The 17825-nt window shown below is 65.9% G+C and carries 25 protein-coding genes; 6 read left to right on the top strand and 19 right to left on the bottom strand.

What is annotated here, in order from left to right:
- Window positions 1-9 precede the first annotated feature (9 nt).
- Window positions 10-735 (bottom strand): aspartate/glutamate racemase family protein, encoded by a 726-nt coding sequence (locus C1925_RS14075; protein WP_108769432.1) that lies wholly within the window; start codon window positions 733-735, stop codon window positions 10-12.
- A 150-nt stretch (window positions 736-885) separates the two neighbouring features.
- On the opposite strand from C1925_RS14075, the gene C1925_RS14070 reads away from it, so the two are divergent.
- Together C1925_RS14070 and C1925_RS14065 are read left to right on the top strand one after the other, a co-directional pair.
- Window positions 886-1524 carry a LysE family translocator gene (locus C1925_RS14070; protein ID WP_108769431.1) on the top strand — a complete coding sequence of 213 codons (639 nt, stop codon included), beginning with the start codon at window positions 886-888 and terminating at the stop codon, window positions 1522-1524.
- Window positions 1525-1620: 96 nt separating this feature from the next.
- Window positions 1621-1794: a DUF1328 domain-containing protein gene (locus C1925_RS14065; protein ID WP_108769430.1), complete on the top strand. Its 174-nt coding sequence runs from the start codon at window positions 1621-1623 to the stop codon at window positions 1792-1794.
- A 31-nt stretch (window positions 1795-1825) separates the two neighbouring features.
- Here C1925_RS14065 and C1925_RS14060 read toward each other — a convergent pair whose 3' ends face one another.
- The 3 genes from C1925_RS14060 to C1925_RS14050 form a co-directional block, all read right to left on the bottom strand.
- Window positions 1826-2587: a transporter gene (locus C1925_RS14060; protein WP_108769429.1), complete on the bottom strand. Its 762-nt coding sequence runs from the start codon at window positions 2585-2587 to the stop codon at window positions 1826-1828.
- Window positions 2588-2654: 67 nt separating this feature from the next.
- Window positions 2655-2888 carry a DUF1653 domain-containing protein gene (locus C1925_RS14055; protein WP_108769428.1) on the bottom strand — a complete coding sequence of 78 codons (234 nt, stop codon included), beginning with the start codon at window positions 2886-2888 and terminating at the stop codon, window positions 2655-2657.
- Between the two features lie 9 nt (window positions 2889-2897).
- Window positions 2898-3173, bottom strand: coding sequence for a hypothetical protein (locus tag C1925_RS14050; RefSeq protein WP_108769427.1), 276 nt, complete (start codon window positions 3171-3173; stop codon window positions 2898-2900).
- Between the two features lie 396 nt (window positions 3174-3569).
- Between C1925_RS14050 and C1925_RS14045 the strand changes: the two genes are divergently transcribed.
- Window positions 3570-3776, top strand: coding sequence for a hypothetical protein (locus tag C1925_RS14045; RefSeq protein WP_108769426.1), 207 nt, complete (start codon window positions 3570-3572; stop codon window positions 3774-3776).
- 18 nt (window positions 3777-3794) lie between these two features.
- Here C1925_RS14045 and C1925_RS14040 read toward each other — a convergent pair whose 3' ends face one another.
- From C1925_RS14040 to C1925_RS14000, 9 genes are all read right to left on the bottom strand, one after another.
- Window positions 3795-4214, bottom strand: coding sequence for a hypothetical protein (locus C1925_RS14040; RefSeq protein WP_159097530.1), 420 nt, complete (start codon window positions 4212-4214; stop codon window positions 3795-3797).
- A gap of 56 nt (window positions 4215-4270) precedes the next feature.
- Window positions 4271-4774 carry a prepilin-type N-terminal cleavage/methylation domain-containing protein gene (locus C1925_RS21470; RefSeq protein ID WP_301553958.1) on the bottom strand — a complete coding sequence of 168 codons (504 nt, stop codon included), beginning with the start codon at window positions 4772-4774 and terminating at the stop codon, window positions 4271-4273.
- 139 nt (window positions 4775-4913) lie between these two features.
- On the bottom strand, window positions 4914-5363 hold the full coding sequence (locus tag C1925_RS21465) for a pilin (RefSeq protein ID WP_301553957.1): 450 nt from the start codon (window positions 5361-5363) through the stop codon (window positions 4914-4916).
- Between the two features lie 112 nt (window positions 5364-5475).
- Window positions 5476-5943, bottom strand: a complete 468-nt coding sequence (locus C1925_RS14025; RefSeq protein ID WP_108769422.1) for a pilin — start codon at window positions 5941-5943, stop codon at window positions 5476-5478.
- A 198-nt stretch (window positions 5944-6141) separates the two neighbouring features.
- Window positions 6142-6588, bottom strand: coding sequence for a pilin (locus C1925_RS14020; protein WP_254051325.1), 447 nt, complete (start codon window positions 6586-6588; stop codon window positions 6142-6144).
- A gap of 113 nt (window positions 6589-6701) precedes the next feature.
- Entirely contained in the window at window positions 6702-7028 is a 327-nt protein-coding gene (locus tag C1925_RS14015; RefSeq protein WP_216822007.1) for a hypothetical protein, read from the bottom strand.
- Window positions 7029-7124: 96 nt separating this feature from the next.
- Window positions 7125-7502, bottom strand: coding sequence for a roadblock/LC7 domain-containing protein (locus C1925_RS14010; RefSeq protein WP_108769420.1), 378 nt, complete (start codon window positions 7500-7502; stop codon window positions 7125-7127).
- Complete coding sequence (locus tag C1925_RS14005) at window positions 7495-8046, bottom strand: GTP-binding protein (RefSeq protein WP_108769419.1); 552 nt, start codon at window positions 8044-8046, stop codon at window positions 7495-7497. The genes C1925_RS14010 and C1925_RS14005 overlap by 8 nt, the downstream gene beginning before the upstream one ends.
- Window positions 8043-8651: a hypothetical protein gene (locus C1925_RS14000; protein ID WP_254051324.1), complete on the bottom strand. Its 609-nt coding sequence runs from the start codon at window positions 8649-8651 to the stop codon at window positions 8043-8045. Before C1925_RS14000 ends, C1925_RS14005 begins: the two co-directional genes overlap by 4 nt.
- 346 nt (window positions 8652-8997) lie before the next feature.
- On the opposite strand from C1925_RS14000, the gene C1925_RS13995 reads away from it, so the two are divergent.
- From C1925_RS13995 to C1925_RS13985, 3 genes are all read left to right on the top strand, one after another.
- Complete coding sequence (locus C1925_RS13995) at window positions 8998-9657, top strand: response regulator transcription factor (protein WP_108769418.1); 660 nt, start codon at window positions 8998-9000, stop codon at window positions 9655-9657.
- Window positions 9658-9855: 198 nt separating this feature from the next.
- Complete coding sequence (locus C1925_RS13990) at window positions 9856-10335, top strand: DUF3011 domain-containing protein (RefSeq protein WP_343125657.1); 480 nt, start codon at window positions 9856-9858, stop codon at window positions 10333-10335.
- Between the two features lie 147 nt (window positions 10336-10482).
- Entirely contained in the window at window positions 10483-10686 is a 204-nt protein-coding gene (locus C1925_RS13985) for a hypothetical protein (protein ID WP_108769416.1), read from the top strand.
- Between the two features lie 345 nt (window positions 10687-11031).
- Here C1925_RS13985 and dxs read toward each other — a convergent pair whose 3' ends face one another.
- From dxs to C1925_RS13955, 6 genes are all read right to left on the bottom strand, one after another.
- Window positions 11032-12939, bottom strand: a complete 1908-nt coding sequence (gene dxs, locus C1925_RS13980) for a 1-deoxy-D-xylulose-5-phosphate synthase (protein ID WP_108769415.1) — start codon at window positions 12937-12939, stop codon at window positions 11032-11034.
- Window positions 12940-13044: 105 nt separating this feature from the next.
- Window positions 13045-13710 carry an HNH endonuclease gene (locus tag C1925_RS13975; RefSeq protein ID WP_079222565.1) on the bottom strand — a complete coding sequence of 222 codons (666 nt, stop codon included), beginning with the start codon at window positions 13708-13710 and terminating at the stop codon, window positions 13045-13047.
- 349 nt (window positions 13711-14059) lie between these two features.
- Entirely contained in the window at window positions 14060-15850 is a 1791-nt protein-coding gene (locus tag C1925_RS13970; protein WP_108769414.1) for an acyl-CoA dehydrogenase C-terminal domain-containing protein, read from the bottom strand.
- 61 nt (window positions 15851-15911) lie between these two features.
- Window positions 15912-16388: an LEA type 2 family protein gene (locus C1925_RS13965; RefSeq protein ID WP_108769413.1), complete on the bottom strand. Its 477-nt coding sequence runs from the start codon at window positions 16386-16388 to the stop codon at window positions 15912-15914.
- A 180-nt stretch (window positions 16389-16568) separates the two neighbouring features.
- Window positions 16569-17135 (bottom strand): lipocalin family protein, encoded by a 567-nt coding sequence (locus tag C1925_RS13960; RefSeq protein WP_108770721.1) that lies wholly within the window; start codon window positions 17133-17135, stop codon window positions 16569-16571.
- Between the two features lie 86 nt (window positions 17136-17221).
- Window positions 17222-17797 (bottom strand): hypothetical protein, encoded by a 576-nt coding sequence (locus C1925_RS13955; protein ID WP_108769412.1) that lies wholly within the window; start codon window positions 17795-17797, stop codon window positions 17222-17224.
- Window positions 17798-17825: the final 28 nt, after the last annotated feature.

Genomic DNA, 17825 nt, shown 5'->3' with positions numbered 1-17825 from the left:
AAGACGGGGTCAGAGCCCTTCGCGTTGCGAAGGGATCCGACCCCTGGCCAGCGCGGCATCCACGGCGGCGCGCGCGTGCAGGGTGGTGGTGTCGAACAACGGCACCGGGCTGTCCTGCGCGCGGACCAGCAGCATGATTTCGGTGCAGCCCAGGATGATCGCTTCGGCGCCACGCGCGACCAGGCGCTGGATCACTTCCACATACACCTGACGCGAGGCCTCGCTGACCACCCCGGCAATCAGCTCGCGGTAGATGATGTCGTGCACGTCGCGGCGGTCGTCGGCGTCCGGCACCAGCACCTCCAGCCCGAAGCGCTCGCTCAGCCGGCCGCGGTAGAAGTCCTCTTCCATCGTGAACGCCGTGCCGAGCAGGCCGACCGTGCGCACGCCCGTGCGAAGGATGGCCTCGGCGGTGGGATCTGCGATGTGCAGCAGCGGCAGCGGGCAGGCGGCTTCCAGCTGCGGCGCGAGCTTGTGCATGGTGTTGGTGCAGACCACCAGCAGCTCGGCGCCACCCGCCTGCAGCCGTCGCGCGGCATCGATCATCTCCGCGCCCAGCGCATCCCAGTCGCCGTCGTGCTGCAGCTGCTTGATGCGGGCGAAATCCACCGACCACAGCAGCAGCTGCGCCGAGTGCGCCCCGCCCAGCCGCTGGCGGACATCCTCGTTGATGAGGCGGTAGTACTGCGCCGAGCTTTCCCAGCTCATGCCGCCGATCAGGCCCAGGGTCTTCATGCGTGTCTCCGTGCTGGAAGCCGCATTGCAGCACAGACCGGCCCTCGCATGCTGGCCGCCTTCTGTAACCGTCGATCGCGCACCCGCCTGTACGTACCGCCGCGCGGCGGCAGCCCGTAAGCTGGTGGGCTTCCCGCGTCGAGAACGGCAATGGCCCTGCAAACCTGGTGGTGGTTCCTCGCCACGGTCTTCGTGCTGTGTGGCACGCCGGGCCCGAACATGCTGCATATCCTCGGCCGCAGCGTCGGCCTGGGTTTCCGCCGCAGCGTGCCGGCCATGGCGGGCTGCCTGCTGGCCATGCTGCTGGTGCTCGCCGCCTCCGCCGCCGGACTGAGCGCGCTGCTGCGTTCCTCGCCGATGCTGTTCGAGGTGCTGCGCTATCTCGGCGTGGCCTACCTGGCCTGGCTGGGCATCAAGGCGTGGCGCGACAGTTGTCGGCCGGCCCCGGCGGCCAGCGCAGGCGAGCCGCCGCTGGAGCCGGTCCACGGTGCAGGGGCGGTCTTCCGTGGTGGTTTGCTGGTGGGCCTGAGCAACCCGAAGCTGCTGTTGTTCGCCGCCGCGTTCCTGCCGCAGTTCGTCGATCCCGCGCGTGCGCAGGGCCTGCAGTACACCGTGCTGGTGGCCACCTTCGCCAGCTGCGAGCTGTTCTGGTACGTGATGTATGCCGCCGGCGGCCACAGCCTGCGTCGCTGGCTGGCCAGGCCCTTCGCGCAGCGCTGGTTCGAGCGCCTGGTGGGCAGCGTGTTCCTGGCCTTCGCGGTGGCGCTGCTGCGTTTCCGTCCGCGCTGAAAGTTCACGCCGCGCGCGCGGCGCGCTCACAGGGCGGGCATCGGAAGCTGCTTAACCTGTTCATACCGTCAGCATTCCCCAAGGGAAAGGATCGACATGATCAAGTGGGCCATCATCTTTGCCATCATCGGCCTCATCGCCGGCGCCCTCGGGTTTGGCGGCATTGCCGGCGCTTCGGTCGGCATCGCCAAGTTCCTGTTCTGGGCCGGCATCATCATCGCCGTTGTGCTGTTCCTGCTCGGCATGACCGTGGCCAAGAAGGTCACCTAGTGGGGCAGGGCGAGAGGGGGCGTTCAGCCCCTCACTCGAGAAATATCGATACACCGAGCCCGGCCTGAAGGTCCGGGCTTTTTTCATCCAGTCCTGCATCAAACGACGCATCGAGCTGTATCCGTGGGGTGAACGCCCAGGTGACCCCCGCGCCCGCCACAGCCTCGTGGGGTTCATCACTCGTTGCCGTGAAGCCTGCCTCGATAAATATCCCGAGGCGTTCGGTTGCCTCAAACGACACGCTGGGAGACCAGGTGGAACTGTGGCTTCCCGCCCCACGCTGGTGGCTGGCATAGAAGGCGCCCGTCCAGCGATCACTTAACTGGTGTTCGACACTGGCAGCCAGCGCATACTGGCGGCCGTCGCTGAATGAGGACCTGCCGGTGTCGACGACCGCCGAAGCACGCAGGGCCCAAGAGGTGGTCTCGCTGCTTCCCGGTCCGGCCCACTTCAGCGACACCGTTGTATCGCCAATGCCTTCGTCGGTTGTTGCCGCAACCCCTGCAGCCGTGATTCGACGCCGGGTCCAAGGCGACGCCTGAACCTGCAGTTCCATCGCCTCGGTCAGGCCGGTGCGGAGCAGGGCAGAGCTGGTCACCTCACGGGAAGTGCCCGACGCATCGTGGGTACGCTCATAGGTGGGAAATCCAAATTCCAGCGCGACTTTCCGGGGCTTGACCGTATCGGTTGAGAAGCCGAGGCCTGGGCGGTCGAAGCCGGGCACGGATGAGTCGTCAGCACGGGCAGAACCGACGGCCGCCACCAGCAGAACCGCGACAGAAGCCAGGCGCATGAGAGCATCACAAGAGGGAGGCGCGCCAGCATGCGCCGGTCTGGCGTGGGAACGATGTGAGGGGCACTCAGTCGTCGATGCGGGCGAAACGCGGCTGCGGGCCGTGCTCGCCCGGTACCTGCTCGACGAACATGGCGTACGGGCGCACCCACAGGCCGCCTTCGCCGTACAGGGCACGGTACAGCACCTGCGGCTGCAGGGTCTCGCTGCTGCGCACGATATCGATTACTTCATACAGACCGCCCTTGAAGTGGCGGTAACGGCCCGGCTCGAGGCGGGGCAGGGGGCTGAGGTCGGGCATGCGGGAAGTTTACTTCCGCGCGGGCGTGGGCGGCAGCGCACACCACGTGTCGATGGCTTCGGCGGTGTTTGCCAGGCCCTGTGCCTGGGCCAGCTCCCACGGCCGTTCGCAGCGTCCGCTGCGCTGGCACCACTGGTAGCCGGCCGAGCCAATGCAGCCGCGCGCGTCGCGATCGCCACCGACAACGGGCGCGGCGGTGGCCGGGTCGCGGACAGGTGCGGGTTCGGGCTGGGCGCAACCGCCCATGGCCAGCATCAGCAGCACCGGCAGGAGGGCGGTCTTCATCGGCGTGGTCTCGGGTGCGGGGGCCTCAGTGTCGGCCGCATCCGCGCGGGCGACAAGCGCTCAACTGATGCTGGCGCGCACCAGTTCCTCGAGCAGGACCAGATAGCTGGCCACGAAGTAGAACTTCAGCAAGGTCGAACGCTGCATCGGAAGCGAGGTGCGCATGTGGGAGGGGCCCCTGTTAGTGACGGTAGTGTGAAGCGCGGCTGACTTCGTGACAAGAGTCACGGAAAACTTTCACTAAACCGACTCAGGGATGTGATGGGGGTGGTGTTCTGACGTTCTGGTCAGGAATTTTCGTACTAATCCGATAGGCACTCCCTGACGGGCTGCCTAGGGTAGGCGGCAACCGCAGGCGCCCCGGCGCCGCAGCCCCTTCCCTTCAAGGAGTCCACCATGGTCATTACCGTCAAATGCAGTGCCGCGCACTGGTCCGTCCTGGATCCGGCGACCGCGGTCGCCGAACCCTTCAGCAGCGGTGCCGCCGCCTTCGATGCCGCCCTGCGGCGCGCCAGCGACCACCACCGCCGCACCGGCCAGGACAGCACGGTGCGTGTGGAGACCCTGGGCAACACCGTCGACGCAGTGCATTTCAGCCACTGAGTCGCCAGCGCACGAAGGTCAGGCGGCTTCGGCCTCCTCCAGGGCCCGGTCGACGAAGCGGCACAGCCAGGTTGCGCTGATGTTCTTGCCGTAGACGTGGGCGATCTGCCTGGGAAACGCCTTGTCGCGCAGCAATTGCTGCGGTTGCCGGGCGAGCACCAGGATCTGCAGGTCGCGGCGCAGGCAGCAGATGCGCCGCAGCAGCGGCACCCCGTCGGTCTGGCCGATGGTTGGCATGCAGGGATCGATCACGAGCACACGGCATCGTGGGTCGGCGATCTGCAGCAGGACGTCCGAGGGGGAGCGGGCTTCGCTGATGGTGCTGATGCCCAGTATTTGGCGGGCATGCAGACTCAGTTCGTGGCGAATCCACGGGTTGGCGTCTGCAATGACGAGAGTGATGGACGGCTGAGAGCATTCCCTGCTTCCGTCAGCCATCAAGATTTCCTGGAGCATTGTTGTCGGCATGTGGCGCTAGGGCGTGTATGGCAGAGCTATCTGGAGCGGCGGCACATTTCAGGCAGGACGCTCTCATCCATGAGGTAGGTCGTGCACTTCCATCCGGGCGTATGCCCGCCGCGTTCAAGCATCAACGAAACCGACGTTCCCAGATACCTGTCGGGCTTTACTCTGCACTGGATGCTGAGGCTGTCAGAGGTGCGGCCTACCAGGAATTGCTCGCAGTATCTGCCGGCCGTCGGTAGACCGAGCTGCTCCGGCGTCGGCACGCTTAGTCCTAGGCCCTGCATGCCTTCGGCGATGATGAGCTCCACCGCCGGCTTGGCGCCTGCGACCTCGGACAGCGCGGCAGTCAATTTGGCTTTGGCGGCGAATCGCTGGTACTGCGGCAGGGCGATCATGCCGAGAATACTGATGATCGCCACAACGACCATCAGTTCGATAAGAGAAAAACCACGGCTCCTGATTGAGCCTTTGATTCTGTAAGTTTCCTGCGGAAATGGAATGTGCATGCAGGTTTCTCGATTGTTGATATTCAAGCGGCCACTTGTAATTGCCGAAAATGGAAGCTCGGGCTGAAGTGGTGCGTGCGGCTCCCTTCGAAGCCATGCCAGACATGGAACGCACCGGTTGGTGGCCGGTGATACGTTCTTTCAGTTGATAAAAATCCGGAAAGATTCAGCGACGCCTACATGCTTGCGGATGCAGGCTCTCATCCATGCCTCTGGCCAGGCAGCTCCACATGTTTGTGTGGCTGTCGCGGGTCAGCGACAGCGAGCCTCCACGTTTCAGGAAACATTCCAAAGTGAAGTTGGTGCCGCCGCCGACTGCGATGAATTCTTCGCAGTGTGTTCCCTTTGAGGGAAGTCCCACCAGAGCGGGGTCATCGACTACGGTGAAGGTGATTCCCTCAGCGATCAGAGCCTCCGCACCAGCCTTGCCTGCCGCAAGCTCCGAGAGCGCGCCGGCGACAACGGCCCTGGCTGCGAACTTCTGGTACTGCGGAAGCGCGATCATGGAAAGGATTCCGATGATTGCTACAACTACCATCAGCTCAATAAGAGAGAAGCCACTGTGGCGGTTGGTCACGGTGGCGGGGCACGATCGTTGTGCGCTCGGCTTGCTCAAATGTCTTTCCTCTGCTCCGGCTCCGGACCGCATTGCTGCAGGTCCGGTCACGTTGCCTACGGGCTTATCCGGTTGAGATGGGGCGTGCCATCCAAGGTTTTTCCTGTTCAGGTCATGAGGACGCGCGGCACGCCTCTGGAAGCAGGCTTTTGTCGTAAACGTCGCTTTCGCAGTTCCACTCTCCGTCACCCGTGCGGATCAGATTGATGCTGAAGCTGCCGATGCCATAGGCAGCATCGTCAACGAGCCTGCATGCGAGAGTGCTCGTGCCGCCCATTGAATCCAGGGAAATGCCAAACGACTCGCAGCGGGAGCCCTGCAGGGGCAGGCCAAGTGTTTGAGCGTCTACACCTGCCAGTTCTGCACCTTCTGCCAGCAGGGCCTCCAGCCCGATCTTTCCAGGAGTGACCTCTGCAAGTGCTGCTGCCAACTTGGCCTTCGCGGAGAACCGCTGGTATTGAGGGAGCGCGATCATCGCCAGGATTCCGATGATCGCGACGACCACCATCAGTTCGATGAGCGAGAAGCCCTTCTGGCCGGGTCTGATTGCGCGCTGGCTGCGATTTTCCAGCTCTTTCATTGTTTTCCTCCCCTGTACGGATGATTGATTGTTCGGCCGGGAATGTGTTGAGTTCCGGCTTGCCAATAGATAATCACCAGTTCGCGGTGGTGGATATTCAATAACTGGTAAAAGCGCGCTTCTATTGCGCTGGTGTCGCGAATTTAGGATTAATTGAATGGTGGCCGGGGCGCAGGGAAAAGTTCCGGCGGCCGCAGGTCAGCGGTCGCTGCACGTTCCTGGAAGCCACCTGGCGTCAGCCACATCGGCCACGCAGAGCCAGGTGCCCTGTGGTTCGCGCTTCAGGATCAAGGTGGCGTCAGCAGATACATCACTCTGCACCTGGCAGGTGAGACGGGCGCGCCCGTTGTCAGGCAGATGGATGCTCAACCGCGCGCAGAACGCCGCGCTGGCTGGCAAGCCGAGATGCCGGTCGCCGGGTTCCAGATCGCCGTCGGCATAGCTGGCTTCCACCCATGAAATCGCTCCGCCAAGAACGGCGAGCGCAGCGTGCAGTTCAGCGCGCTGGCGGTCGCTACCTGCGCTGGGCATGGCCAGGATCACGATGTAAACAGCGATGATCGACGCGGAAATGGCTGCGGCCGCCCAAGACCGAAGCCGGGGCGGCGGTAATTGGTCTGCGTGTGCGGGGGAAGATGCGTGCATGGTTCTGGCTCCACGATGCGAAACCCCACCAGGGAGGCATCCCTGGGCCGGGGCCGCTCTCCCCAGCGGCCCCGGCATTCCCTTCCCCGATTCTGTGTTCGGCTGGCTGTGCGTTACAGCGCCAGCGAGCTTTCCACGTCCAGCACCATGCGGCGGGCGAGGGCCAGGTTGGCCTTCTGCCGGTCCAGCACGACGTAGAAGAACAGGCCCTTCTTGGCCGACACCGGGCGCAGCACGTGATAGGCGCGGCCAAGGGTGATCAGGATGTCCTCGATGCTGTCATTGAGGTTCAACGCCTCGGCCGTCTTCATCTTGGCGCGCAGCACTTCGGTGTTGCCGGCGGCCGCCAGTTCCATGTCAACGCCGGAACCGGCTTCGCCAAGCAGCATTCCGCTTTCATAGTCGACCAGTGCGACGGCTTGCGCGCCGTTGATCTGCATGAGCGTGTCGAGGCATTTGTTGATCGCGGTATTCATTTCAGTGGTCCGTTGCGGGTGTTTGGAGGAAAACAGTCGTCTGAGCAGAGAGAGGGACATTCATCGGGTCGTGTTGTCGGCCAGCGTGCGCACGCACTGCTTGGCGTGCCACAAGACGTTGCCAATGACGCAGCTGTGGTCGCAGGCGGTCATCAGCAGCCGCTGCTGCTTTCCGGGAATGGCCAGCATCAGCACCTTGCCGTCGGCGGCATCGAGGATCAGCGTGTCCAGCTCGCCAAAGCGCAGCTCGCGGCCGAGCGCGCTGGCCAAGCCCAGCATCGAGCTGGTCATCGCGGCCAGGCGATCGGCGACGTTGCCCTTGGGGCCGGCCTGCGCGAGAGCGAATCCGTCGGCGCTGGCGACGACGATGGCCTGTATGCCGGAGACGTCGCGTGCCAGCGCGTTCAATGCCGCAGCGGCATGGAGGGTGTCATTCATCGGCGGTCGCCATGGCGTTGCATTCGATCTGGCTCATCAGCAGATCCATCGCAGTGATGGCCTGCTTCATGTCGCGCGGGTCCAGCGGCAGTGCGGGCAGGTGCGGCGCGTGCTCGCCCAGCCAGGCCTGCCAATGCGGCAGGACCGGGTCGTCGGTGCGCCCGCACTTGGTGATGCCGATGACCACCGGCAGGGTCGGCGCGTGCTCGGCAATCGCCTGCAGGTGCTGGCCGGCGAGGGTGGCGTTGACGCACTTGCTGCCATCGACCAGCACGATTGCGCCTTCGGCACCGGCCAGCAGGATCGGCCAGATGTACGAGAAGCGTTCCTGCCCGGGCGAGCCATACAGGCGCAGGCGGTCGCCGCCGGGCAGGTCGATGTCGCCGTAATCCATCGCCACGGTGGTGTACTCCTTGCCCACGCTGGGGTCGGTGTTGCGCGCTTCGGTCACCACGGCCCGGCCCTGGGTGAGGGTCTGCACGAGGGTGGATTTGCCGGCACCGAGCGGGCCCATTACTACGATCTTGTGCTCACGCACGGTCATGCACTCCAGCGGATACGAAGTTGGCGCCACAGGTTGACGAGGCCGTCGGTGGGCGAGGGGCGTACCGGTGCGTCCTCACCCATGACCGGAAAGGCATAGGCGGTGAGGAAGGCGGCGTTGAAAAACGACTGCACCGGGCGTTGCGGCATGTCGAGAATCTCGCAGCACGCCTGCACCGAGGCGCCCTGTTTGATCAGCAGCGCACAGAGACGGAAGTGGTCGGGGCGGTGCGCGAGGATGCGGAAATCCGGCCAGCGGCGCAGGCGCAGCTTTGCGTCCATCTGCAGCGGTGGCATCAGCCGGTCGAGCCGCGTTGCAGCCAGGCCGATGTTCCACAAGGACGGGCGCAGCGGCAGGTTGCTGGACACGATCGCGCGCTGCTCGAACAACTCCTGCGGTACCGGGGCCAGGCTCAACGCCGGGTGCTCCTCGGCCAGCAGTTTCTGCAGCAGTGTCAGCGCGATCGGCGCGGGTGCCGTCGTCATCATGCGGTCGTTTTTCGCATCCAGCCAGCACACCGTCGCATCGTCATGGATGACCGCGGCATAGGCGGACCGGCGCTGCATCGCGGTGTCGCCGGCGAGGTGGATGCGCAGCTGCTGCACGAACGGCAGGGCGGCCGACGGCAGTGTCGCCGGCGCCATCGGTGGCGGCGCGAACAGCTCGCTGGGATCCTCGAAAGATGAGCGACGGAATCGGACCATGGGGCTCGGCGCAGTGAATGATCTGGGAGCGCCATGTAATCCTCTTTCCGGATTTTACGCCATGAAACTATTGGGAAAGTTTCGCTTTGGTTTTGATTTCCTGTGGTTTATGCAATTAGTTGAAAGTCCGCCGAATAGCTGCGTTCTGAGGAACGTCGAAAAGGCGCGATGTTAAGTTGACGCCGCGCCGATGGATTATTAGCGTTCTCGTTGCGCACTGCGGCGTGGCTACACAGGGATAATCATCATGCTCACTCGAATTGCCATTGCAGACGATCATCCGATCGTGCTGCTGGGTACCCGCGTGGTGGTCGAGGCAGGCGGCCGGCACCGCGTGGTGGCAGAGGCGCACAGCGCCGAACAGCTGCTCTCCTGCCTGGCCAGCGAGCTGGTGGACCTGGTGGTGACCGATTTCTCCATGCCCGGTGGCAGCCGCTCCGATGGCCACGCGATGTTGCAGGCGCTGAGTCGCAATCACCCTGATGTGCCGGTGATTCTGGTCACCATGATCACCAACGCGACCTCGCTGCACATGGCCCTGCGCTCGGGCGTGCGCGGCCTGGTCCACAAGGGCAGTGGCGTGGACAACGTGCGCGAAGCGGTGGACGTGGTGCTGGCGGGGCGCCTCTATCTGGACCCCGTGCTGGCGCCCTGCCTGCAGGAGGCCGGACGCGAGCGGTCGCTGTCGGTGCTGTCGCCGAAGGAGCTGGAGGTGCTGCGCCTGTATGTATCCGGGCCGTCGATCACCGAGATCGCCGCGCAGTTGCGGCGGACCGTCAGCACCATCAGCCGGCAGCGTCTTTCGGCCATGCGCAAGCTCGGCATCAGCAACGACGCAGAGTTGTTTGCCTATGCGTTCGAGGAGAAGCTGGGTACGCCGGACGGCGGCGTTGCGGTCGGCCACTGAACGTGCGCGCGTGCGCTGGTCTGGTCAGGCCCGATTTGGTTGCTTGAACGGATTTGGAACCGCGCCGCTTGCCCCCTCTGTGCGTCGCGCATGGAATCCCGGATGCTTGCGCCATCGTATTCATCGGGAGAAATGGCAATGGGCAAAGGATCGGGCAGGGGGTTGGGGTGGGGTACCGTGGCGTGCCTGGTGCTGCCGATGTTGGCGGCCACCGGTGCCGCGCAGGCGCAGAACTACGGGCATGACGACCGCTACGACAACCGTGGCAGTGGCATCGTGCGCTGCGAGTCGGTCAAGAACCGCAGCAACGAATGCCGCCTGGACGGGCGTCCGCGGCTGATCCGGCAGTTGTCCGGCTCGGCGTGCGTGGAGGGCCGCACCTGGGGCCAGTCGCGCGGTGGTGTGTGGGTGACCCAGGGCTGCCGCGCCGAGTTCGTGGGTGAATCCCGCGGCGGTGGCTGGGGCCATGGCGGCGGCTGGGGCGGCAACGGTGGCCAGGTGATCGCCTGCCATTCCAACGATCGCCGGCAGAAGTACTGCGACGCGCGCATCCGCCGCGACGTGCGCCTGGTCAAGCAGGATTCGCGCAGCCCCTGCGTGGAAGGCCGCACCTGGGGCTGGGACCGCCGGGGTGTGTGGGTCAGCGATGGCTGCCGGGCCCAGTTCCAGATCAACTGATCGGACGACGGTGGCGTTTTCGTCATTCAGATTCAGATTAATCTGATGGCGATCACAGTTCATTCCTCGTATCGTCGGCACCCGGGGGCAGTGCGCCTCCCGGTGTGCCCACCGTCATCGATACGCTGTTCAAGGAGTGAGCAACGCATGTTGATCCGTCTGCAATGTGAGCAGCGCCAGTGGCGCGTGCTGCACCCGGACAAGCCGGAACCGATCGAGTTCCGCGACGGTGTCCGTGCCTTCGATTTCGCCGAAACCCTCGCGCGCCTGCATTTCACCGACACCGGCCAGCGTGCCGCAGTGCGCGTGGAAGCCAGTGGCGCGTTCGTCGAGGCGGTCAGCTACGGCTGAGCGTCTACGTCGGGGTCGGATCCCTTTCCGCAGGAAAGGGCTCTGACCCCTTATCCACGCATGGCGTGGATCTACCGGGGCGTCGAGGTCGGGGTCGGATCCCTTTCCGCAGGAAAGGGCTCTGACCCCTCATCCACGCATGGCGTGGATCTACCGGGGCGTCGAGGTTGGGGTCGGATCCCTTTCCGCAGGAAAGGGCTCTGACCCCTTATCCACGCACGGCGTGGATCTACTGGAGCGTCGAGGTTGGGGTCGGATCCCTTTCCGCAGGAAAGGGCTCTGACCCCTTATCCACGCATGGCGTGGATCTACTGGGGGCGTCATCCACGCACGGCGTGGATCTACTCAGCTCGCCGCGCTCAGCGGCGGCGTACCGTTGGCCAGCTTCGGCCAGCGCTTCAGCACTGCCGCGCGGATGCCGGCGGCATCGATACCGGCTTCGGCCAGCAGGTCCTCGCGGCTGGCGTGGTGCTGGAAGCTGTCGGGCAGGCCCAGGTGCAGGATCGGGCGCAGCACCTCTTCGGCATTCAGCAGCTCGGCCACGGCCGAACCGGCGCCGCCGGCCACCACGTTGTCCTCGATCGTCACCAGGCCGTCGTGGCTGTTGGCCATGGCCAGCACCAGCTCGCGGTCCAGCGGCTTGATGAAACGCATGTTGACCACGCTCAGGCCCAGCTCGCGGCCCACCTGTTCGGCGGCGGCCACGCTGCTGCCGAAGGCCAGCAGGGCGACGCGGCTGCCCTGTACGCGCAGTTCGCCCTTGCCGATCGGCAGGGTCGACAGGTCGCTGCCGGCATCCACGCCGGTGCCGGTGCCGCGCGGGTAGCGCACGGCGGCCGGGCCCGGGTGCTGCAGGCCGGTGCTCAGCATCTGCCGGCATTCGGCTTCATTGGACGGCGCCATCACCACCATGTTCGGCACGCAGCGCAGGAAGCTCAGGTCCAGGTTGCCAGCATGGGTCGCACCGTCCGGGCCGACCACGCCGGCGCGGTCGATCGCAAACAGCACGTCCAGGTCCTGGATGGCCACGTCATGCACGAGCTGGTCGTACGCGCGCTGCAGGAAGGTGGAGTAGATCGCCACCACCGGCTTGCCACCCTGGGTGGCCATGCCCGCGGCCAGGGTCACCGCATGCTGCTCGGCGATGGCCACGTCGAAGTAGCGCTGCGGGTACTCCCTGCTGAAGCGCACCAGGCCGGAGCCTTCGCGCATCGCCGGGGTGATGCCGTACAGGCGCGGCTCGGCGGCGGCGGCATCGCACAGCCAGTCGCTGAAGACGTCGGTATAGGTCGGCTTCTTGGCGCCGGTCTTGGCGACCAGGCCCTTGTCCGGATCGAACGGACCGACCGCGTGGTAACCGATCTGGTCACCCTCGGCCGGCTCGTAACCCTTGCCCTTGGTGGTCATCACGTGCAGCAGCTTCGGGCCTTTGGAGGCGCGCAGCGTCTTCAGCGTGGACAGCAGGGCGGGCATGTCGTGGCCGTCGATCGGGCCGGTGTAGTGAAAGCCCATTTCCTCGAACATGGTGGACGGCACGAACATGCCCTTCCAGTGTTCTTCCCAGCGCTTGACGAAGCGCGCGGGATTGTTCTTCTTGTCGCCAAGGATCTTCTTGCCGCCTTCGCGCAGCGCGTTGAGCGTGCGGCTGCCGGTGGCGCGGCCGAGCATCTTGGTCAGCCCGCCGACGGCCTCGGAGATCGACATGTTGTTGTCGTTGAGGATCACCAGCAGGTTCGGTTCCGGATCCATGCCGCCGGCGTGCATCAGCGCCTCGAAGGCCATGCCGGCGGTCATCGCGCCGTCGCCGATGACGGCCACGACCTTGCGGTCATCGCCCTGCGACTGGCGCGCGATGGCCATGCCCAGCGCCGCCGAGATCGAGGTGGAGGAATGGCCGACGCCGAAGGTGTCGTACTCGCTTTCCTCGCGCTTGGGGAACGGCGCCACGCCGTCCTTCTGCTTGACGGTGTGGATCTCGTCGCGGCGGCCGGTGAGGATCTTGTGCGGGTACGTCTGGTGGCCGACGTCCCAGACCAGCTGGTCGTGCGGGGTCTGGTACAGGTAGTGCAGGGCCACGGTGAGTTCGATCACGCCCAGGCCGGCAGCGAAATGGCCACCGCTCTTGCCCACCGATTCGATCAGGTAGGCGCGCAGTTCATCGGCGACCGCGCGCATTTCGGATTCGTCGAACGTACGCAGGTCATCGGGCGTCTGGATGCGCGCGAGGCGGGGATAGCGGGCAGAGTCGATCATCGTGTTCGCACTTATTCTGAACGCCCATTTTCGCCCTCAATCGGGGGTGGGGCAAGCAAACGCCGCCGCCCGTGACAGGACGGTGAGGGTTGCCGGTGCCGGTGTTCAGGTGCTGAGCTTGGATCGCTTGGGCAGCTGCGCCTTCAGGAAGGCCATCTGGTCGGCCAGGATGTTGCGGTTGGAGAGGATCAGGTGCTCGATCCAGCTGGGCCGGTAGGGGATGGCCAGCAGGGGCATGTTGGCCTGCTGCGGGGTGCGGTTGCTCTTGCGCGAGTTGCACTGGAAGCAGGCGGTGACCACGTTTTCCCAGCAGTCCAGGCCGCCCTTGGACAGCGGCATGACGTGGTCGCGGGTGAGGGTGGGGCGGTTGAACTGCTGGCCGCAGTACAGGCACAGGTGGGCGTCGCGGGCGAACAGGGCCGGGTTGGTCAGGTTCGGCGTGGGGTCCGGGGCGCGCGAGCGGGCGTGGCCGCGGGCGGCGATGATCGGATGCAGGTCCATGCCGCTCTGCAGGCCGCTGAGCCGGTTGGTGCCGCCGTGGATGTGCAGGCACGGGTCGCCCAGTGTCCAGGACACCGCATTGCGGGCGTAGAGACAGGCGGCGTCCTGCCAGGTGATCCAATCCAGGACGCGTCCGTGGGCGTCAAGCGAGAGCAGGCGGACGGTGCCGGGGCGATGCAGCGGGCTGGCATTGGGCGATGACGCGGCGCCCGGAGCAGAAATCGAGGCTCCGGCTTCGATCAGACCCAAGCGTGTAGTGTCTGTCTCCATCGGGAAAACAGCTTATACCCGAATCATTGCGATTTGGATATCGCCTGGAGGGAGATATCCAGGTCGCAATGATTCGGGTCCGCGCGTTCCTCGATCTTCCGGGGCGTGGAAGGAGGGGTCGGATCCCTTTCCGCAGGAAAGGGCTCTGACCCCACATCCAGACCCCACATCCACGCATGGCGTGGATCTACCACTGCCGGCCGGCGGCCGGCACTACCGTTGGGGCCGGGGTCGGATCCCTTTCCGCAGGAAAGGGCTCTGACCCCGCATCCAGACCCCACATCCACGCATGGCGTGGATCTACCACTGCCGGCCAGCGGCCGGCACTACCGGGGTGTCGGGGCTGGGCTCAGGCGCCGAAGCGCTCGTCGTCCATCGCCATCAGCGGGGCGGCGCCGGCCTGCATCGCGGCGGCGTGGGCGAGGGTGCGCGGCAGGACGCGGGCGAAGTAGAAGCGGGCAGTCTCGCGCTTGCCCTGGGCGAAGGCGGCGCCGTGCGCGCTGGCGTCGGCGGCGGCCACGCTGCGGGCCCACCAGTAGGCCAGCACCACGTAACCCGAATAGAACAGGTAGTCGTAGCTGGCCGCGCCCAGTTCGTCCGGGTTGCCGGCGGCGCGCTTGAGCACGTCCATGGTCAGCTTGCCCCACTCGGCGGCCTTGGCCTGCAGCGGGCCGATGAACTCGGCCAGTGCCTCGTTGCCTTCGTGTTCCTTCGCGAACGCTTCGATCTCGGCCAGCATCAGCTTCAGCCCGGCGCCCTGGCTGGACGCGGTCTTGCGGCCGATCAGGTCCAGCGCCTGGATGCCGGTGGTGCCTTCATACAGCGTGGTGATGCGCGCATCGCGGGCCAGCTGCTCCATGCCGTGCTCGCGGATGTAGCCGTGGCCACCGAAGCACTGCAGGGCGTTGTAGGTGTTCTCGATGCCCCATTCGGTCTGGCAGGCCTTGGAAATCGGGGTGAGGAAGCTGACCAGGGTGTCGGCGCGCTCACGCTCGGCGGCATCGTCGGCGCTGTGCGCCACATCGATCAGCGTGGCCGCATGCAGGGCCAGCAGGCGGCTGCCTTCGACCAGCGACTTGATGGTCAGCAGCATGCGGCGCACGTCCGGGTGCACCAGGATCGGGTCGGCCGCCTTCTCCGGGAACTTGGCGCCGCTGAGCGCGCGCGACTGCAGGCGCTCACGGCTGTACTTCAGCGCGTTCTGGTAGGCGCGCTCGGACAGGCCGATGCCCTGCAGGCCGACGCCCAGGCGTGCGGTGTTCATCATGGTGAACATCGCCTGCAGGCCCTTGTGCGGCTGGCCGACCAGGTAGCCCTGCGCACCGTCGAAGTTCATCACGCAGGTGACCGAACCCTTGATGCCCATCTTGTGCTCGATCGAGCCGCAGCGCAGTGCATTGCGCTCGCCGACGTTGCCATCGCGGTCGACCTTGTACTTGGGGGTGACGAACAGAGAGATGCCCTTGGCGCCCGGAGGGGCGTCGGGCAGCTTGGCCAGCACCAGGTGCACGATGTTCTCAGTCAGGTCGTGCTCGCCGGCGGTGATGAAGATCTTGGTGCCGGTGATCGCGTAGCTGCCATCGGCATTCGGTTCGGCCTTGGTCTTCAGCAGGCCCAGGTCGGTGCCGCAATGCGGTTCGGTCAGGCACATGGTGCCGGTCCAGCGGCCTTCGATCAGCGGCTTGAGGAAGGCGTCGTGCTGCCAGGCCTCGCCGTGCTGCTTCAGCGCTTCGATGGCGCCGTGGGAGAGCAGCGGGAAATTGCCCCACGCCAGGTTGGCGGCGTTGATCATTTCGTTCAGCGGCACACCCAGGGTGTGCGGCAGGCCCTGGCCACCCAGCTCCGGTGCGGCGGTCAGGCCGGTCCAGCCGCCATCGACGAACTGGTCGTAGGCCTGCTTGAAGCCGGGCGGGGTGGTCACTTCACCGGTGGCCTGGTCGAGCACGCAGCCGATCTCGTCGCCCACGCTGTTGAGCGGTGCCAGCACGCTGGCGCTGAAACGGCCGGCTTCTTCCAGCACGGCATCGACCACGTCGGCGGTGGCGTCGGTGAAACCCAGGCGGGCGAACAGCGGTTCGACCTTGAGCACGTCGTGCAGGGCGAAACGGAGGTCGGAAAGCGGGGCGGTGTAGCTGCTCATCGGTGACGTCTCGATCAGGACAAAAGGGCGCGGCAGGCAATGCCGCGGCGAATGGGGAATCTCAGCGCAGCACGCCGGGCAGGCCCGGGGCCTGGTTGAGGGTGCTGCGGCCGCTGATGTCGAAGCTGCGCTGCTTCTTTTCCTGCGGGGTGGCGGCCACCGTGCCCTTCAGGCCATAGGCCAGGGTGCGGTTGCCGGCCAGGGCGTCGGCCACGACCAGGCGCGCGCCGGAGCTGGGCACCAGGTTGAGGTTGATGACGTCGGCCGAGGTGCCGCCGATGGAGATGGCCGGCTTGGCCTGCAGGGTGCCCGCTTCGGTGTCGCCGACGGTCAGGGTCAGCGAGACATCGTCGAACGTCATGGGCATCGAGCTGTAGTTCTGCAGGCGCAGGGCCACGGTCCAGTTGCCGTCGGCGCCCACGGTGAGCTGCTGCAGGCTGGCCGCCGGTTCCGAAACACGCTTGACGATGCCATCGCTGCAAGCAGCCAGGGCCAGGGTGCACAGGACGATCAAGGCGAAACGGAAACGGTGGAGCATGGGCGCAGGTCCTTTGTAGGGGGTGCGAGGGATAAGCATACTACGGCGTATGGTGGAATGGATCGCCCGCGGCGACCCGTCGCAGAGGGTAGCGCGTGAACATCAACGTTAGGGGCGCGACGCGCAGCCGCGCGCGAAGCGCCCGCAAGGGTGCTCCGTGGGTGGCGGGAGGGTCCGGGTTCAGTCGGCCGGCGTGGGCGTGGGCGCGGAATCGCGCAGCGGGGCCATCATCTTCAGCGGCGCCAGGTCGTAGCCCATCGCTTCGGCCTTGGCCTTGAGCTGCTCGAACAGCGTGCGGTCCATCTCCGGCAGGCGCGAGAGGATCCACAGATACCTGCGGTCGGGTTCACCAACGACCGCCCACTGGTACTCCGGGTCCAGCGCGATCACCCAGTAGTCGGCCCAGACCAGCGGTACCCAGCTCAGCCAGTCCGGGGCGAAGCGCACCTGCAGCTGGCCGGGTTGGCCTTCAACCGGGCGTGCCACGCCATCGGCCACCACCCGTTCGCCCTCGCGGTTGCGGCAGGCATTGGTGACGCTGATGCGGCCATCGCGGCGCAGCCCGTAGTTGGCGGTGATCTCGCCCACGCACTGCTTCTGGAACGACACCGGCAGGTGCGCGATTTCGTGCCATTGGCCGGCATAGCGGTCGATGTCCAGGGCCTCGACTGCACGCACGGGTTCGGCAGCGAAGGCCGGCGCGGCGGCCAGCAGCAGGCAGGTCAACAGGGCAGGGCGCAGGCGCATCGGCATGGGCAGGCTCCGGGCGAGAGCTTCGAGCGTAGGCGAGTGGCGGCGGTGGGGTGTGAATGCCCCCGGCGGGGAATCCGAGGCTACTGGCCGAATGGCGCTTGGCTGGATTCCTCGCCGTCGTGGGTCAGGGTGCGGGTATGCAGGATGCCGTTGTCCATCTCCCACTTGAACAGATCCACGCCCCCGCCGCCTTCGCCATTCGCGCGCAGGTGCACCACGCCGCGGGTCTGGTTGTCGGTCAACAGAACCTGTGACGAGCCGTCGGCGTCGACCGTCAGGCCGATGCGGTCACGAAGCGGTGCCTCGCCCCGACCCACCGGCGCATCCAGGGCAATGCTGACGCCGCCATCGTCGTAGGTGGTAAAACCGCCGCGCTCGGCGCCGGTGCGGTCAAAGATGAGCAGCCCGGCGGACCGGCTGCGCCTGCCGTCATTCATGGCGGCCTGGCTGATCTCCACACGCACGATTCCACGATCGTCCAGCACCTGCAGCCTGCGGGTGGTCAGCGCATCGATGTGCAGCGGGGCCTGGCGCTGCAGAAGCAGCCAGAGGGTCGTCGCGGCCAGGGCAGCCACCAGCAGGGCAAGGCCGGCGACCAGCCATTGAAGGCGTCGCAGCGATCGCTGCAATCGGGGCAGGGCGGGGTTGTCGTCCATGTCATCGTCGCTCCATGCGGTCAGCCAA

This window comes from Stenotrophomonas sp. SAU14A_NAIMI4_5 (assembly GCF_003086795.1).
In the GTDB taxonomy this organism is placed as follows: domain Bacteria; phylum Pseudomonadota; class Gammaproteobacteria; order Xanthomonadales; family Xanthomonadaceae; genus Stenotrophomonas.
The sequence above is the reverse complement of the archived record's forward strand: the minus strand, read 5'-3'. Positions and strand labels throughout refer to the sequence as shown.

Coding starts and splice junctions, on each gene's coding strand:
- C1925_RS13955 (WP_108769412.1), bottom strand. CDS start 17,797: ATGGACGACAACCCCGCCCTGCCCCGATTGCAGCGATCGCTGCGACGC.
- C1925_RS14020 (WP_254051325.1), bottom strand. CDS start 6,588: ATGCACGCATCTTCCCCCGCACACGCAGACCAATTACCGCCGCCCCGG.
- C1925_RS14065 (WP_108769430.1), top strand. CDS start 1,621: ATGATCAAGTGGGCCATCATCTTTGCCATCATCGGCCTCATCGCCGGC.
- C1925_RS14005 (WP_108769419.1), bottom strand. CDS start 8,046: ATGACCGTGCGTGAGCACAAGATCGTAGTAATGGGCCCGCTCGGTGCC.
- C1925_RS13960 (WP_108770721.1), bottom strand. CDS start 17,135: ATGCGCCTGCGCCCTGCCCTGTTGACCTGCCTGCTGCTGGCCGCCGCG.
- C1925_RS14025 (WP_108769422.1), bottom strand. CDS start 5,943: ATGAAAGAGCTGGAAAATCGCAGCCAGCGCGCAATCAGACCCGGCCAG.
- C1925_RS14010 (WP_108769420.1), bottom strand. CDS start 7,502: ATGAATGACACCCTCCATGCCGCTGCGGCATTGAACGCGCTGGCACGC.
- C1925_RS13985 (WP_108769416.1), top strand. CDS start 10,483: ATGTTGATCCGTCTGCAATGTGAGCAGCGCCAGTGGCGCGTGCTGCAC.
- C1925_RS14055 (WP_108769428.1), bottom strand. CDS start 2,888: ATGCCCGACCTCAGCCCCCTGCCCCGCCTCGAGCCGGGCCGTTACCGC.
- C1925_RS14060 (WP_108769429.1), bottom strand. CDS start 2,587: ATGCGCCTGGCTTCTGTCGCGGTTCTGCTGGTGGCGGCCGTCGGTTCT.
- C1925_RS14050 (WP_108769427.1), bottom strand. CDS start 3,173: ATGAAGACCGCCCTCCTGCCGGTGCTGCTGATGCTGGCCATGGGCGGT.
- C1925_RS13995 (WP_108769418.1), top strand. CDS start 8,998: ATGCTCACTCGAATTGCCATTGCAGACGATCATCCGATCGTGCTGCTG.
- C1925_RS13975 (WP_079222565.1), bottom strand. CDS start 13,710: ATGGAGACAGACACTACACGCTTGGGTCTGATCGAAGCCGGAGCCTCG.
- C1925_RS13970 (WP_108769414.1), bottom strand. CDS start 15,850: ATGAGCAGCTACACCGCCCCGCTTTCCGACCTCCGTTTCGCCCTGCAC.
- C1925_RS14040 (WP_159097530.1), bottom strand. CDS start 4,214: ATGGCTGACGGAAGCAGGGAATGCTCTCAGCCGTCCATCACTCTCGTC.
- C1925_RS14045 (WP_108769426.1), top strand. CDS start 3,570: ATGGTCATTACCGTCAAATGCAGTGCCGCGCACTGGTCCGTCCTGGAT.
- C1925_RS13990 (WP_343125657.1), top strand. CDS start 9,856: ATGTTGGCGGCCACCGGTGCCGCGCAGGCGCAGAACTACGGGCATGAC.
- C1925_RS13965 (WP_108769413.1), bottom strand. CDS start 16,388: ATGCTCCACCGTTTCCGTTTCGCCTTGATCGTCCTGTGCACCCTGGCC.
- dxs (WP_108769415.1), bottom strand. CDS start 12,939: ATGATCGACTCTGCCCGCTATCCCCGCCTCGCGCGCATCCAGACGCCC.
- C1925_RS14075 (WP_108769432.1), bottom strand. CDS start 735: ATGAAGACCCTGGGCCTGATCGGCGGCATGAGCTGGGAAAGCTCGGCG.
- C1925_RS14070 (WP_108769431.1), top strand. CDS start 886: ATGGCCCTGCAAACCTGGTGGTGGTTCCTCGCCACGGTCTTCGTGCTG.
- C1925_RS14015 (WP_216822007.1), bottom strand. CDS start 7,028: ATGCAGATCAACGGCGCGCAAGCCGTCGCACTGGTCGACTATGAAAGC.